This window comes from Flagellimonas myxillae (assembly GCF_023502235.1).
Taxonomy (GTDB): Bacteria; Bacteroidota; Bacteroidia; order Flavobacteriales; family Flavobacteriaceae; genus Flagellimonas; species Flagellimonas myxillae.
Map to the genome: position 1 here is coordinate 172,031 of NZ_JAMFLY010000005.1, position 14,819 is coordinate 186,849.

Below are 14,819 nucleotides of genomic sequence, written 5' to 3' on the forward strand. Positions count from 1 at the left end.
CATTCCTTTTACCCAAAAATGCTTTTAGATTTAAAGAAATATATTAAATTTGCATCCGCACCTGAAAAAGGGCACTTGTTCTTTAAAATGCGAAAATAGCTCAGTTGGTAGAGCATCACCTTGCCAAGGTGGAGGTCGCGGGTTCGAATCCCGTTTTTCGCTCGACTTCGACTCCGCTCAGTCATCAAGGGTGGAGTTTTTTTTTGCAGTCCAATGCTCGAGTGGTGGAATTGGTAGACACGTTGGACTTAAAATCCAATGGCCATTGTGGCCGTGCGGGTTCAAGTCCCGCCTCGAGTACGTTTAAGAAGCTCTTACTTTGTAAGGGCTTTTTTTATGGAGAAATGCAAGGTAAATGGATTATTTACTTACTCATATTCCGGAGATTGAAGTTAGCATGCCCCTAAATTCACATAACATTTTTACATATCGAGAATTATAGATATATTTGACCCAGGTAACTAAATCTCTCTGCTAAGATGCATAACTATGGTCTAGGTGTTGTAAAAAGGGTACAAACAGTTACAATCTTAAGAGAAATATAAAGTCAATGACAGACCATATTCAAATTTTCGAAAAAAAATTTAACAGTTCATATCGACAAATATCAAAGTATAGAAATGAATAATATCGATTTTAAGTTTATCAATCCATTTGAATACAAAGACAGGGTGCTTGAATTGTTAAAGCAATTAAATCCGGACAAAAGTGTAACCCACATTGAAAGCTTATTGAAGGAAATGGTTGAAATTCCCACATATCGATGTTTTGCCCTTTTCAAAAACGACGATTTGATTGGAATTTCCTCCGGATGGACAACTATAAGGGTGTACTGTGGCAAACATTTGGAATTGGACAATGTGGTCATCGATTCCAACATTCAATCCAAAGGGTTTGGCAACTACTTCCTCAATGCAATAAAACAGTGGGCGTGCTCCAATGCATATCAAACCATTGGACTAAACACCTATGTTGAAAACACCAGGTCCCACAAGTTTTATTATAACCAAAAATTTAAAATTCTGGGATTACATTTTGAACATAACTTAATTTAAAAACTTATGAAAATATTAATTATTGGCGGCAAGGGTACCATAGGCAGGACTGTCGCAGAGCACTTTAAAAAAGAAAATGAGGTCATCGTTGCAGGGCGTTCCTCGGGTGATGTACTTGTAGACATTGCGGATGAAAAATCAATTCGGGAAATGTTTGGCAAAACCGGCAAATTCGACGCCATAGTTTGTATTGCAGGAGAGGCGAAATGGGATAAATTCACCAACCTATCCGAAAATGACTACTTTATTGGCATTAAAAGTAAGTTGATGGGGCAAGTCAATTTAACCCGTATTGGCGTAAACTATTTGAATCCGAAAGGTTCAATTACATTAACTACTGGTATTTTGGCGGATGACCCCGTAGTGCAAACTACGAGTGCTGCCATGGTCAATGGAGGACTACACAGCTTCGTTAAAGCGCTTGCATTGGAACTTGATCATGGGATTCGGGTCAATGTGGTTTCCTCTGGCTTAGTAGAAGATGCCTATGAAAAATACCAAAATTACTTCCCAGGTCATAATCCCATTCAAATGACCAAGGTGGTCAATGGGTATGTAAGAAGCGTTATGGGCCAAGGAAATGGGGAGGTCATTCGAATTTACAATTAGCAAAATTGGGTTTCCTAAAATGAACATCTATCGTTGTCCCTTTCCTTTTCATCATAAAATTCCAAGGAAGCATCTCCGTTTAAACTACCTCCACCAACCCACAATTCCCGTTGAAGCGAGTTTTACTATTTTGCAATACGCAATATTAAACCTAAATAACCACCTATGGACATCACCGAACTTATCAGTAAAGTATTCCTGCCCTTATCCCTAGCCATTATAATGCTGGGTATGGGAATGACCTTGGTCCCGGCCGACTTTGCAAGAATTATTAAGTATCCTAAAGCCATTCTAATTGGGCTGACCAATCAGTTTATCATCTTGCCCATCATTGGTTTTCTACTTGCCATCGCCTTTGACCTTAACCCAGTTATGGCCGTGGGATTACTCATTTTAGCCACCTGTCCTGGCGGCCCGACCAGCAATTTGATCACACAGGTGTGCAAAGGGAATATAGCTTTATCCGTTACCTTGACAGCTACGGCCAGTATCCTGAGCATTGTTACTATTCCCTTTATTTTGTCCTATGCCATTGCGTATTTTGGAGGTGATGCCAGTGTAAAAATCGAGCTGCCCATTATGGATACGATCCTTCAAATTATGGTGATCACTGTGATTCCCATTTCCATAGGGATGATTATTCGCCACTACAAAACCGAGTTCGCTATACGTATGGAAAAGCCCATGCGCATTGCCTCCACCGTGATTTTTATTTTGGTTTTTTTGGCTGTTTTGGCCGCCAATGCCAATATCATTGGGAAAGCCATGAAAGAAGTGGGACTGGTTACCCTTCTCCTTAACATAACTACCATGGGAATAGGGTATTTAACTGCCAGGTTGTTCCGATTGAACTTAAAAAATGCCATCTCTATTACCATCGAAAGCGGTATTCAAAATGGAACCTTGGCTTTTGTGATCGCCACCTCAATCCTCAATAATATAGAAATGGGCATTCCCACTGGGGCCTATGCCATCTGGATGTTTGTAACCGGCGGTTTTTTAATGTGGCAACTCGGAAAAAGACCTGATGTAGCTTCCGAGTCATAATCAAGTAGCTAAATAGGATATCCCTAGCGTTGGTCAAAGTGGCCATGGCAAGCAAGTTAGTTTTATGGAATTGACCGTCTTAATTGAGAAATTGCATTTAGCATACGAAGGTTGGCAACTACGGCCAAAAGCCATAAAAAGAAAGCCGGCCAAAAAATGGCCGGCAATCCAACTAACATAACTCAAACAATATACATTGCGAACTTTGTTCCATGAACATAATGTACCTGGAACAAGATCGGCCTGCTATTTCTGATTTAAGGTAAGAACAACTTCCTTTGCAACCTCTCCACCTACATACACAATTTGGGGAGTATTGCCTGTATCCCAAACAACGCCATCAACAGAAATGGTAGCACCGATATAATAATTGGCCGCATCTAAACCCGTAAAGGTGAAGTCACCTTCTGCATCCGTAGTTGTTTGTTTGAGCAAGTCCGAATTCTCGGAATACAACTTTACGGTGATACCCGCTTGTATGTTGCCATTATCTCCACTTGCATTCCCGAATATAGATCCTTCATCATCTTTGGTACAAGAAACTACCAAAACCAATGCAAGGATGACATAAAATATTCTTTTCATTTGTTTATTTTATTTATTGACCGTGATCAGAAGCCAAAATTTCTCGTACAACATTATCTGCTCCATTCATTTTGGCTTCGTGATCTATTCGATCATGTTTAGATTTTATTCAAGTACATTTTTCCATTTAGTATCTCGTCCGGTAAACCAAACTGGGATATTGGGATCGTCTGTTTGGCTAATGATTGACCATGCCGCCGGATCTGTTGCCTGAATATTAGGATTGTACAAAAAGCGCTCCTTCCATTGAAATATCTCATAAGGCGACCCAGGGTTATCTCCTAGATAGTTGATCAAACGTCTAGCAGCTGTCCATGGCACTTCAAAGTTGAATAGACCGTAGTGCAACTGTAATTGATTGAAGATAGCTTGCACCTTCTCTTGATCTGACATCGTATCGAATTGCTGGGCAGCATATTCAGCAAAAGCGGCAGCATCATACTCCTTTGAAGGCCTATCCCTTTCAATTCGGGACGGATCCATATTGCTTGGAAATGCAGGCACTGTTTGTTGACTATAGGTGTTGTCATTATTAATGTCGTACCAATAATCACAAGACAATCTAATGGCATTTGCGTAATGTTCACGGGCCGAGCCGGCATTACCAAAGCCACGTACCGCGGCTTCCGCCAAAGAAAGCTCAGTTTCCACTGCATGTAGCGTGGGGTATCTAATGTCGAAATTATACAAAGGCCGAACGTTGAATTCTGCAATCATGTTATTATCAGTACCAATTTGAAAATTGGTATCGCTAGAACTCGTAAGATACCCACGGAAAGCATCCAGCAAGAAGGCCTCTCGACCTAGCAAGGTACCTTCCAAATCTGCACTGAGCGCAATAGTCTGCTCGTCCCCATCTTCGGAACCAAAAGAAACTTCGGTAACACTTACATCCGTCATTATTGGGTGGTTGATATAATAGGCCCGAATTATTTTGTTCAAATAACTATTGGGGTCGCTACCATTATCCCAGCTGGTTTCAGCACCGATATACCGCCCTAAGATATCCGAAGAGAAGACATATTTGATTCTGGGGTCCACCGTTCCGTTCTCAAGTCCTTCAGCAGCGTTATCTCCGCTAAAATAGAACAAGGTTTCTCCTTCAATTTCCACGCTTTCTTCCGTTGGAATACAAAACATGGTATCTTCCAAATAACGTTTTGGGGCACGACTTTCATCCGCTCTTTCCCTAAAAGCCCTTGTTATTCCCAATTCACGTTGCAAACGGGCGGGATCAACAATAGCAATATCCGCCAATCCAGCTACATCATTGGCCTCGTCAAAAAGCGGTTTTCCAGTCAACTCATTGATGGTTGCTGTGGTAAGGTCTGGAAGTCGTTCACTAACGGTCATGGCCCATCTTAGCCGAAGTGAGTTTATATACTTCCTCCATTGCATAATGCTACCATTAAAAATAACATCCTGATTTTGGAAAACACTCAACTCGCTAGCATCCAATTCCAAAGTGGACAAATATTCCTCAATCTCACCCAATTCGGCGATAATAATGGGGTATACTTCCTCTTGCCCCAACCATTCTGCTCGATCCCCATCCAAGGCTCCGGCAGATCCAGTCTGAAAATAGGGCACGTTGTCATACCCATCAATTCCGCGTTGGTAGGCATATCCCTTTAAGGCATGGAGTAACCGCATAAAAAGTACATCCAACTTGGTACGATCTGCCTCAGCAATATTATTGAACTCCTTTTGGGCCCAAAGGATACCCTTTACCCAATTACTGTTCAATTGATTAAAAACCGATCGGTTAAATCCATTGGACCCCCAATCGTTTTCAACATCACGTAGGCTGTAAGGAACGCCAAATGCTTCTGGTGCTGTAAAATATAACTGTACGCCGGTCCCCATAACTCGGGATCCGCTTCGCAACTGATGATATTGGGCACCATAATCGCCTCTTAAATAAAACCCCTGGGTCAACTGCGAGGTGAAGTATCCGGCGATAATACTAACGCCGGCCGCATCTGCTTGGGTTTTGGAAAACCCATCTGGATCTTGGTACAGTTCCTCAAGTTGATCATGACAACTATAGGATGTGGCCAAAACCAGAACACATAAAGTCAATTTTGTTAATACATTTTTCATAATACGCAATTTTATAGTTTAACTCTTAAGGATAATCCCAACGATCGCTGCAAGGGTAAGGCTGTGGTAGAAAAAGCACCAGCCGACCAACCAGTTCCATTGCTAGCTTCGGGAATAGAGTTGGGAGCCGCTTTATACAGATATGCGACATTATTGGCGAAAACAGAGATTACTGCTTCCGACAACCCCATTTTATCTGCGATTACGGGAAGTCTATAATCCAAAGACACATTACGTAACGCTATATAATCACTTTTGAAAATTCGATCTTCCGGGAAGAAGCCATTGGAAAAGTAAGACGCCCCATAATATTCCTCGGCAGATACAACTTGGGTATTTGGTGTTCCATCGCTGCGTACACCCTCCAAAACAACTCCGTCGTTAAAAGTTGCCCCGGTTCCTGGGTTTGTTCCCGCTACTCTGGCACCTTCATCATTTATATAATAGGCTTGACCTCCTGTAGCAGCATCCCTAAAGGGCAAACTTTCCCTCAATACCCCGGCAGCCAACATATATGTCTCCGCTTCACTAACAAATGTTGCGCCAAACGAATAATCTATATTGGCCACTAAAGTGAAGTTCTTATAGCTGAATCTATTGAACGCACCCCCGGTAACATCAGGAAGCAATTTCCCTACCTTTCTGTTACTGCTCCTGTTATATGCATAGCGTGCGCCACCATTATCAACAATACGTGCACCATTATTGGGGTCGTTGTCATCTGATGGGTTAATGTAGTTCCGGAATCCTTGTTGTTGGATGATAGTCCCGTACTCTCCCCCAACTTCAGCTACATAGTTAAGACCATTTCTCGCGAACAACAATTGGGAAGTAAGGTCATCCGTTAGACCGTTTACCTTGGTCTGGGCCGAAGCAAAGGTCATATCCAATCCCCACTGGAAATTTTTGCTTAATATTGGCTTGGTCTTCAATCCCAATTCCCATCCGGTGTTCTGTACATCTGCTGCATTTACCCTAACTGTGTTTACACCAAGTCCGGGCGGAGCAGTGATCGCCATAATTTGATCATAGGTATTTGCTCTGTATATGGAAAAGTCAATACCTATTCTTTGGTTTTCAAACAAGAAGGCTTCTAGACCTGCCTCAAACTCGCGTTTCCTTTCCGGCTTCAGGTTTTGTACAAACTGGGCATCAATCGGAGGAAGGGAACTTGGAGGGCTTAGAATGAATCCATTCCCTGATTGCGACACGCCAAGGTTTACATTACCAAAATATAATGGCCCTGGTCTTCCTACATCTGCCCAAGAAGTCCTCAGTTTTAAAAACTTAACAAATGAGGGAAGGTTCAAGGAGTTGGAAGCGATCCAAGTGGTACTTAAACCTGGGTAAAAATAGCTGTTGTTATTCGGAGGGAGGATAGATGACCAATCCTGACGAGCTTGCGCCTCAATAAAAACCTGATCCTTCCAATCCACTTGAACTGATCCCAAAACCCCGTAAAGTACGTCACGCCCATTATCATTAATGTAGTTGGGTTGTTGGCCGGAAGGCAAGTTGGTAAAAGAGAAAAAGTTGGGGATTACAAATCCACCAATACGCTCAGCTCCTTTAGTCTGAAAGCGATTGTCCCTATGTATGGCACCAACAAGACCGGAAATACCCCAATCATTGAAGGAAGTATCAAAATTTAGCGTTCCTTGAATATAGGATCTTCTAATCTCACGGTTTTGGTCCCTGAACACCGAACCACTATTTGGCCCAATTAAGCTAGGGTCTTCCAGCTTACCTCTGTAAATTCTTCTTTCATCAGTATTATCTATTCCTGCAAGAACTTGTGCACTGAACACTTTGCTCAATGTCACATCCAAGGTGAGCGACTGTATACCATGAAGACGTCTAAATTCACTTTCATTCTGGGTCCAATCCCAAAGGGATCTTACTACAGTACTTCTTCCTGTTGAGATAAAATTCCTTTGCTGATCTTCACCGCGGAAATAGTTAAAGCCATTTTCCGTAACCAAAAAGCTACGCAAAAGATCAACATCCACATCTCGGGTATACCCCCCCAAACTTGCAGTGGAACCTTGTGCATCCGCAGATCCTTCAAATGAAGGATTCAAATTATCGGTCACAAAATAGTTGCCAACATATTTTAGTGAAATAGCATCATTCAATTTATACGAAGCGTTTACACTAAAGGTATTTCGGTCGTAATCTCCACCACGTGTAATGGGCTTATAATCCATATTGGTGTATGCAAAACGCACAGATCCTTTTTCTCCCCCTGAGCTTACCGCTACATTGAGAAGTCTTTGACTACCCGTTCGGAAAAGTTGGTCAAAAACATCCTTATTTGTGGGTTGCCACGGACGTAGGGAACCATCCCACCAGCGAAGTTGTACACTGGGGTCGTATTTAGGGCCAAAACCAGGTCCAGCAACGTCCAGCGCCCTTTCACCGGCTTCATTGATATAAAACCCTTGGTCATCGTTTGCAGCGTTACTTGCGCTACGACCTGTTCCATACTGATCTTGCAGGACTGGTGTAAATGCACTTTGTTCAATTGTGGTGGTCATGGAAGCACTAATACCAAGCCCGCGACTTCTAGACCCAGATTTGGTGGTAATTAATATTACCCCATTGGCTCCTTCACTACCATAAAGTACAGAGGCCTTTGCCCCTTTAAGGATCTCCATGGACTCAATGTCCTCCGAATTAATATCGTTGATTCCGGTTCCATTGTCCCTTCCGGTTCTTGCATTTGCTGTGATTCCGGTGTCCTCATCATAAATGGGAATACCATCCACAACAATTAAGGGTCTTGTGGTAGAGTTCTGGTCGAAGGATACCGCATTTCGAATATTGATTTTAAAACCACCCGTAGGTCCACTAGCAGTCCCTGCTACCTGTACCCCTGAAGCGGTTCCATAAAGCGATTGCAAGGCATTTACAGGAGAACCACTGGCAAGTACCCGCTCGGAGCTTACCTTGGAAACCGCGTAACCCAATGCTTTAGCATCTTTTCGAATACCCAATGCAGTTACCACTACTTCATCCAACTGACTTGCGTCTTCTTTCATGGTCACATTGATTGTGGTCTGATCGGCAATAGGAACTTCTACAGTGACAAAACCTATATAGGAAAACACCAAGGTGGCGGAATCACTAGAAACATTGAGGGTATAATTACCATCAAAGTCAGTAGATGTACCGTTACCCGTTCCTTTTTCAATAACATTTACACCCGGAAGCGGTTGTCCGTCGGCATCTACCGCGGTTCCGGATACGGATCTCTGGACAACTGGATTGTTGCCATCAGTAAGTATCTGTGTGTTCCTTTTGAGCACGATCTGTTTGCCCAATATCGAATAAACGACATTGCCATCAGTAAAAATTCTATCCAAGATTGTTTTGATCTTTTCATTTTTTACTTTGATGGAAACAATTCTTCCCAGATTGACTTCCTGGGTATCTGCCAAGAACTTAAAATCGGTATTTCGTTCTATCTCATCCAGCACCTTTTCTACCCTCACTTGTGTTAGGTCCAATGAAATTTTAGTGGTTTGAGAGTATGTACTGGCCTGAATTTGGAAAAACGAAACAATTACCAAAATTGTTGTCAGTTTCATTTTGAGGTCAATTTTCGGAATGTCCCATAACGGCACACCCGAATTAGTTGTTTTTTTCATACTTTTAATAGTGTTATTGTGGTTTAACATTAGGTTGAATCACGTTTGACTATCGGGGGATGGGCCAACATCCTCCGATTTTGTGATGTATTGGTTCGTTAGTTTTTGGTCATGCAAGTTTGTTTTAGTTAATAATTATGTGATTGTTTGATATTGTATAGTCAATGGCATAATTCTCTTTAAAAGCCTCCATTACTTCCTCAATAGTCTCAATATCAAATGAAGCATTGTAGAATTTCTCATCCAAGGAGGCATTGTTATTGATTATGGAAACATTATATCTCCTTTCCAGCTTTTTTCGAATATTCTTAAAGGGACAATTTTTGAACACAATCCGTCCGTTAATCCAGGAGGTATAGATATCCGTATCCACCTCGGTCACCGTCATTTGAGCTGTGCTCTTGTTCAAGGATGCTTTTTGATTTGGCTTTATAACCAGGGAGCCCCTCATTTCAACAGTATTCTTTGCCGACAATTTCACCGAGCCCTCTACCAATACTGTGCTTATATCCTCATCTTCCGGGTAGGAAGACACATTGAACTTGGTTCCCAACACCTCTACTTGTATGTTGTTGGCATTGACCAAAAAAGGATGGTTTTCATCCTTGGTCACGTCGAAATAAGCTTCACCCCATATTTCAACCTCCCGGTCCAATCCATTTATAAATTGGATGGGGTATTTGATTGTACTTCCTGCATTGAGCTTGACAGTGGTGCCATCTGACAGCACCAAATCGAATTTTTTTCCCAAAGGAACCGTCAATTCATTATATACCAATTCTTTGGAATCCGGTTTTTGCTCATAAGCTATAGTATTTCCTTTTTGGTAACCCACCACATTACCTTTGGAATCCGTTATCTTTTTTTGGTCGTTTTCCGAAATCACATCAAGATTGCCATCATCGAGCTTTAAAACGATTGCATCCGAATTGTTCTGGTTGGAAATGCTTTGCGTACCAGTTTTTTGCTCCAGAAAGAACACATAAAGCGCACCAATAATAAAGGCCACACTTGCCGCATATTTTAGAAACTTCTTGGGCCTAATAGATCTTACCTTGTTGTCCCATCTTGATTTTTGATTGATTCCCTGGGTCAAACGGCCCAACATTTTTTCCTTAAGCTCCTGACGATCGCCCAACTCTTGGGGCCAAATGTCCGAATCCTCTTCCTGAAAACTATTGAAATAGTTGAGTAAAAATCTTTCCTCCTCTTTATCGGTGTTTCCTTTTAAGTATTTATCCAATAAGGCTAAAAAGCTCTTTTTATCCATACGAAATTGTTAACCCAGATGGGCCTTTTTATATATAGTGTCAATTACGCATGGTATCCCCTACTTTTAAATGAATTTTTTTTTATTCTATGCCAAGAAGCGGCAGTTCGACAAGAAAAATTCGATAAGTTTTAGGAGATTAAAAAAGGAGCAGACTAAGAAATAGGAGAAAATTGCCGACGGTATTTCTAAGTATTTTAAGGGCCTTGGTCATGTGGTTTTCCACGGTTTTTGTGGAGATATCCAGTCTATGGGAAATTTCTGCATGGGTCAATTGCTCATTCCTGCTGAGCTTGTATACTTCCCTGCACTTTTTGGGCAAACGTTCAACGCTGGAATTGATTCTGTCTAGCAGCTCGTTGTACAAATATTCAGATTCTGGGCAACTGTAATGTACTCTTTGATCAAGGTTTTCAAAAATTTCGCCCCTAACATTCTTCTCCCGTTTTCTAATTTGGGCAAATACCTGATATCGTACGCAGGAGAAAAAATAACTTTTAAATGTGGTCCTTATCTTTATTTTCCTTCTCCTGTTCCAAATATCCAAGAAGACATCTTGAATAACATCTTCACAAAGCTTTTTATCCTTTAAGACATTGTATATGGCCAAAAAAGCGGAATCCCAATACCTGTCATACAGTTCGGTCAGGGCTCTTTCGTCGTTTTTTTGCAAACGATCCAAAAGGGCTTCATCGGTATGAAGAAGAGATGTCCTAACCTTTTTTGACATTAGAAATATGGACTTTAAAACCGGTTAAACAAAAATCCAGCAGGCCAAATAATAGAAAAAACCTAATATAGACTTTACAATTTTTTAGCATATATATGTACTTTTTTTGCATTTAACACAAACTGTTGATTAAAAATTAAACATTTAACATTACTTAGATTACATTATCTCCAATTGGTGTGTTAAGGTTACAAAATCAAGAAACTCATTAAAAAAGGTATCATAAAACAGCTTTTTTTTATGTATCACAATCCCGTTCCGGCGAACAAATTCCGCTCCAGAAAAACACAAGATTCCCCTAAGTTCCTAGGTAACTCCATATTTGTTGTACCCCTTATAATTCAAGGCAAAATCAAGGGTGTTCGCAACAAATTTCTGTTGCAATACTGGCCTGCAAAACGTATTTTTATATAAACCAAACCAAATGATAAAAATTGGAATAATCGGGGTGGGGAGAATGGGAAAAATCCATCTCGAAAACCTTTCCAGAAAAATAGAGGGCGTAGAGCTTATTGCAGCAGTAAACCCAGGAAAAGAAGGACAAAATTTTGCCTTGGACCAGGGAGTCCAACATGTTTCCGACGACATTGGTATTATCTTGGAAAACCCAGAAATTGAAGCGGTTCTTATCAGTTCCCCCAGCGATACACATTCAGAGTTTGCGGTAAAGGCAGCCCAAGCGGGCAAAGCCGTGTTTTGTGAAAAACCGATTGACAAATCCCTGCAAAAATCAAGTGAGACCATTAGGGCCATATCCCATTTAAATGTGCCGCTTATGATTGGCTTCAACCAACGGTTCGATACCAATTTCTCCAAGGTGAGAACCGAAATTTCAAATGGAAAAATTGGAAACTTGAGAAGTCTCCATATTGTAAGTCGCGATCCCGCCCCTCCGCCAATTTCCTATATTAAAAAATCGGGCGGACTGTTCAAGGACATGACCATTCACGATTTTGACATGGCCCGGTTTATAATGGGATGCGAGGTCGTGGAAGTATTTGCCTATGGGAATTGCCTGGTAGATCCCGCCATTGGGGAGGCCGGCGATATTGACAGCGCCACTGTTTTGCTGAAGTTTGAAAATGGTGCCGTTGCCACTATCGAAAACAGTCGGGAATCAAAATATGGTTACGACCAGCGTTTGGAAGTATTTGGATCTAAGGGTGCCATAAAGGTGGACAACCCCTTAAAAAGCAAAGTGACCATCTCCACGGAAAATGGCACAGATTCGGATCGCCACCTCAACTTTTTTATGGATCGCTACGAATCTTCCTATCTGGAGGAAATCAAGGTTTTTGTTGAAGCGCTTCAAAACGGTACGCCCATGCCCGTCTCCGGTGAAGATGGACTCAAAGCCATGATAATTGCTGAGGCCGCCAACAAATCCTTACAAGAAAATCGACCTGTACAAATAGATAGCATACAAATCGATTGAAGTTAGCCTCAATCAAACTCTATCAAGAGATCTTGGTGTTGTTGTTGAAGCTGTGCCACAATAGTACTGTCGGCCTGGGTGTCCGAAATATAAAGCCGCTTTAAATTGGGGAGTTGGGGCACCAATTCTAGGAGTCCATTGGAAACCTTGGTCTTATAAAGGTTGAGGGATTCCAAGTTTTGCAACCGGGCTAGATGGACCAACCCTTTATCGGTAATTGCATTGGTACTCAGGTTTAGTTTTATCAGATTTTCCAATTTCCCTATTTGCTCCAAATGCACATCTTCCACATCCGAGTTGCTCATGTTTAACCAGATCAGTTGTTCGTTCAATCCATAGAGGGTTTCCAAAACTTGGGGCTTCAACGGCTGTTCGCTTAAACTAAAATTGGCTTCCAAAAAATGGTTGTCACTCATTAAAGAATTCAGAATGAATCCAAAATTGGACAGGGAGTCCACCACCTCCCTCTTGGCCGGTTGGACAGTCTGGGAAAGCAGTTGATTTTTATCCAGACCCAAATACTTCTCCACCTTGTTTTTGATTTCCTCGTCCGGTTCCAAGTCCACAAAAAAGCCTCGGGATGGTGCTTGTACCTGAATCCACCATCCAATCATGGCAACCTCATCCGCGGACAAAGGAGGCTTCCCTTCGGTGGGCATAAATTCATCGTGGGTTTCGGGCAGCGTGATCCTTCGATACATATCGCTTGCATTGGAATCACCAGGGACCATAACCTCTCCGCTTTCACCTCCCAAAACTAGGTTGGCATAGGTGTTCAAATTCAAATCCCCTTTCTTTTTGTCATCATTGTGACAGCTTACACACCGTCTATCCAAGATTGGGGAAATCAAATCCAAATACACGTCGGCCGAATCCAATACGGTTACTTTTTCCCTCGGAACTGCCTTGTCGGGCATTCCTGCGAAATTCCTGACCACATTTGGGGCATATTCCAATAAATAGGTAGAACCATGGGTGAGGTTACCACCTAAATGACCCGTATAAAAGATTGCGAAAACCACGAGGAAAATTAAAACAGGTTTCCCGTAGGCCGGAAGTTTCCATTGTTTCTTGGAAAGAAAGTAACACACTAAGGAAAATAGCAGTACAGCAACCCCGACCCATTTATGCCAAAATAGGGTGCTTTCATTATAATCCCCGGAAAGCGAAAGAAAGTAGCCAAAAAGCACAGCGAAAAAAGCGCTGATGCTTCCCAATCCCCACAGGTAATAGGTGTAGTTTTTTATGGGCTGGAACTGTGGTTTTTTTACAACCCATTCCACCAAGGCCGCCAACAACAAAAATCCGATTGGCAAATGAACCACTAAGGGGTGGATTCTTCCCAAAAACATCAGAAAGTCAGAAGGACCACCTTCCGCACCCGCGATCAACAGCATACTTAAAACGTTCATTCTTTACTTTAGTGGAGTTCCCTTTACCGGTTTGCCATTAGTCGTCAATATCTGAAAATGATGTGCCCTATAATCGCTATAGGTCCACACGATGTTTTTGTCCTTGTCCACCTCTAGCATTTTAATACCCTCTTGGGCTCCATAACTGGCAATTACTGTATTTCCATTGGGAAGGCGTTGGGCACCGCAGGGGTCGACCAAAGGGTTTCCGTCAAAAATGGAATTATCAATTTCCCAGATTATATTTCCCTCGGGATCCAACTCCACTACCCGGTTTCCGTGGGTGAGGGTAACCAGGGTATTCCCATTTTTCATCCGGATGGCGGTAAATGGCCAGGTTTCGGCCTTTCGCCCTCCAAAGCCCGCAAAATCAGTTTTAAAAATGTTCACTACAGTTCCATCCGGTTCATATTCCTTAACGGCAAAGGCCAACAAATGCGGAACCAGATAATTTCCGTTATTTAATTTTCTGGCCATACGTGTCTGCATGTGCACATTATCGGTTTCCGGTTGAAGCGGAACACTTTTTACCACTTCCCCTTTTTTGTTGATCTCCACTATTCTTGGTTCAGTGCCGGATTCGGTAATCAAAGTATTTCCCGTGGACAGCCGAACCGCAGTTCCCAATTCCATTTGTTCTTCAGCCCTTTTGTAGGTTAGTACCACTTCCTTTTTCTTGTTGTACTCCCGAACTTCATCCGCCCAACAAATAAGAATGTTTCCGTTTTTGAGCACATAGCCATCCCTGGCCGATGGTTTTTGGGAATCCCAAACTACTTGTCCAGCTTCATCTATAATTCCAGTAAACTGGGGCCCGGCTATAAAGAAGGAGTGCTTGATTTCGGAAGTTGATTGTTGGGCCTCCATAATAAGGGGCAGTAAAAAGAAAATTAATCCGAGCTTAAAGGCTGATTTCATAAGTA

11 protein-coding genes and 2 tRNA genes are annotated in these 14,819 nt (G+C 42.0%); 6 read left to right on the top strand and 7 right to left on the bottom strand.

Annotated features, from left to right (window positions below; translation table 11 throughout):
* Positions 1-89: 89 nt before the first annotated feature.
* From M3P07_RS17080 to M3P07_RS17100, 5 genes are all read left to right on the top strand, one after another.
* A tRNA-Gly gene (locus M3P07_RS17080) sits at positions 90-162 on the top strand.
* Positions 163-215: 53 nt separating this feature from the next.
* Positions 216-300 (top strand) — tRNA-Leu (locus M3P07_RS17085).
* Positions 301-620: 320 nt separating this feature from the next.
* A complete protein-coding gene (locus tag M3P07_RS17090) occupies positions 621-1,055 on the top strand; it encodes a GNAT family N-acetyltransferase (RefSeq protein WP_249971144.1) in 435 nt (144 codons plus the stop codon).
* Between the two features lie 6 nt (positions 1,056-1,061).
* Positions 1,062-1,664: a short chain dehydrogenase gene (locus tag M3P07_RS17095; RefSeq protein ID WP_249971145.1), complete on the top strand. Its 603-nt coding sequence runs from the start codon at positions 1,062-1,064 to the stop codon at positions 1,662-1,664.
* Between the two features lie 165 nt (positions 1,665-1,829).
* Positions 1,830-2,711 (top strand): bile acid:sodium symporter family protein, encoded by an 882-nt coding sequence (locus M3P07_RS17100; RefSeq protein WP_249971146.1) that lies wholly within the window; start codon positions 1,830-1,832, stop codon positions 2,709-2,711.
* A gap of 246 nt (positions 2,712-2,957) precedes the next feature.
* On the opposite strand, the gene M3P07_RS17105 is transcribed toward M3P07_RS17100, so the two are convergent.
* From M3P07_RS17105 to M3P07_RS17125, 5 genes are all read right to left on the bottom strand, one after another.
* Positions 2,958-3,296, bottom strand: a complete 339-nt coding sequence (locus tag M3P07_RS17105) for an SdrD B-like domain-containing protein (RefSeq protein ID WP_249971147.1) — start codon at positions 3,294-3,296, stop codon at positions 2,958-2,960.
* Between the two features lie 105 nt (positions 3,297-3,401).
* A complete protein-coding gene (locus tag M3P07_RS17110; protein ID WP_249971148.1) occupies positions 3,402-5,399 on the bottom strand; it encodes a SusD/RagB family nutrient-binding outer membrane lipoprotein in 1,998 nt (665 codons plus the stop codon).
* A gap of 11 nt (positions 5,400-5,410) precedes the next feature.
* Positions 5,411-9,049, bottom strand: coding sequence for a SusC/RagA family TonB-linked outer membrane protein (locus M3P07_RS17115; protein WP_249971149.1), 3,639 nt, complete (start codon positions 9,047-9,049; stop codon positions 5,411-5,413).
* 124 nt (positions 9,050-9,173) lie between these two features.
* Positions 9,174-10,319 carry a FecR family protein gene (locus tag M3P07_RS17120; RefSeq protein WP_249971150.1) on the bottom strand — a complete coding sequence of 382 codons (1,146 nt, stop codon included), beginning with the start codon at positions 10,317-10,319 and terminating at the stop codon, positions 9,174-9,176.
* A gap of 139 nt (positions 10,320-10,458) precedes the next feature.
* Positions 10,459-11,049 carry an RNA polymerase sigma-70 factor gene (locus M3P07_RS17125; RefSeq protein ID WP_249971151.1) on the bottom strand — a complete coding sequence of 197 codons (591 nt, stop codon included), beginning with the start codon at positions 11,047-11,049 and terminating at the stop codon, positions 10,459-10,461.
* Between the two features lie 424 nt (positions 11,050-11,473).
* On the opposite strand from M3P07_RS17125, the gene iolG reads away from it, so the two are divergent.
* Entirely contained in the window at positions 11,474-12,484 is a 1,011-nt protein-coding gene (iolG, locus tag M3P07_RS17130) for an inositol 2-dehydrogenase (RefSeq protein ID WP_249971152.1), read from the top strand.
* Positions 12,485-12,492: 8 nt separating this feature from the next.
* Here the strand turns inward: iolG and M3P07_RS17135 are convergent, their stop codons facing one another.
* Positions 12,493-13,896: a c-type cytochrome domain-containing protein gene (locus tag M3P07_RS17135; protein ID WP_249971153.1), complete on the bottom strand. Its 1,404-nt coding sequence runs from the start codon at positions 13,894-13,896 to the stop codon at positions 12,493-12,495.
* Between the two features lie 3 nt (positions 13,897-13,899).
* Positions 13,900-14,814 carry an NHL repeat-containing protein gene (locus M3P07_RS17140; protein WP_249971154.1) on the bottom strand — a complete coding sequence of 305 codons (915 nt, stop codon included), beginning with the start codon at positions 14,812-14,814 and terminating at the stop codon, positions 13,900-13,902.
* Between the last annotated feature and the right edge of the window lie 5 nt (positions 14,815-14,819).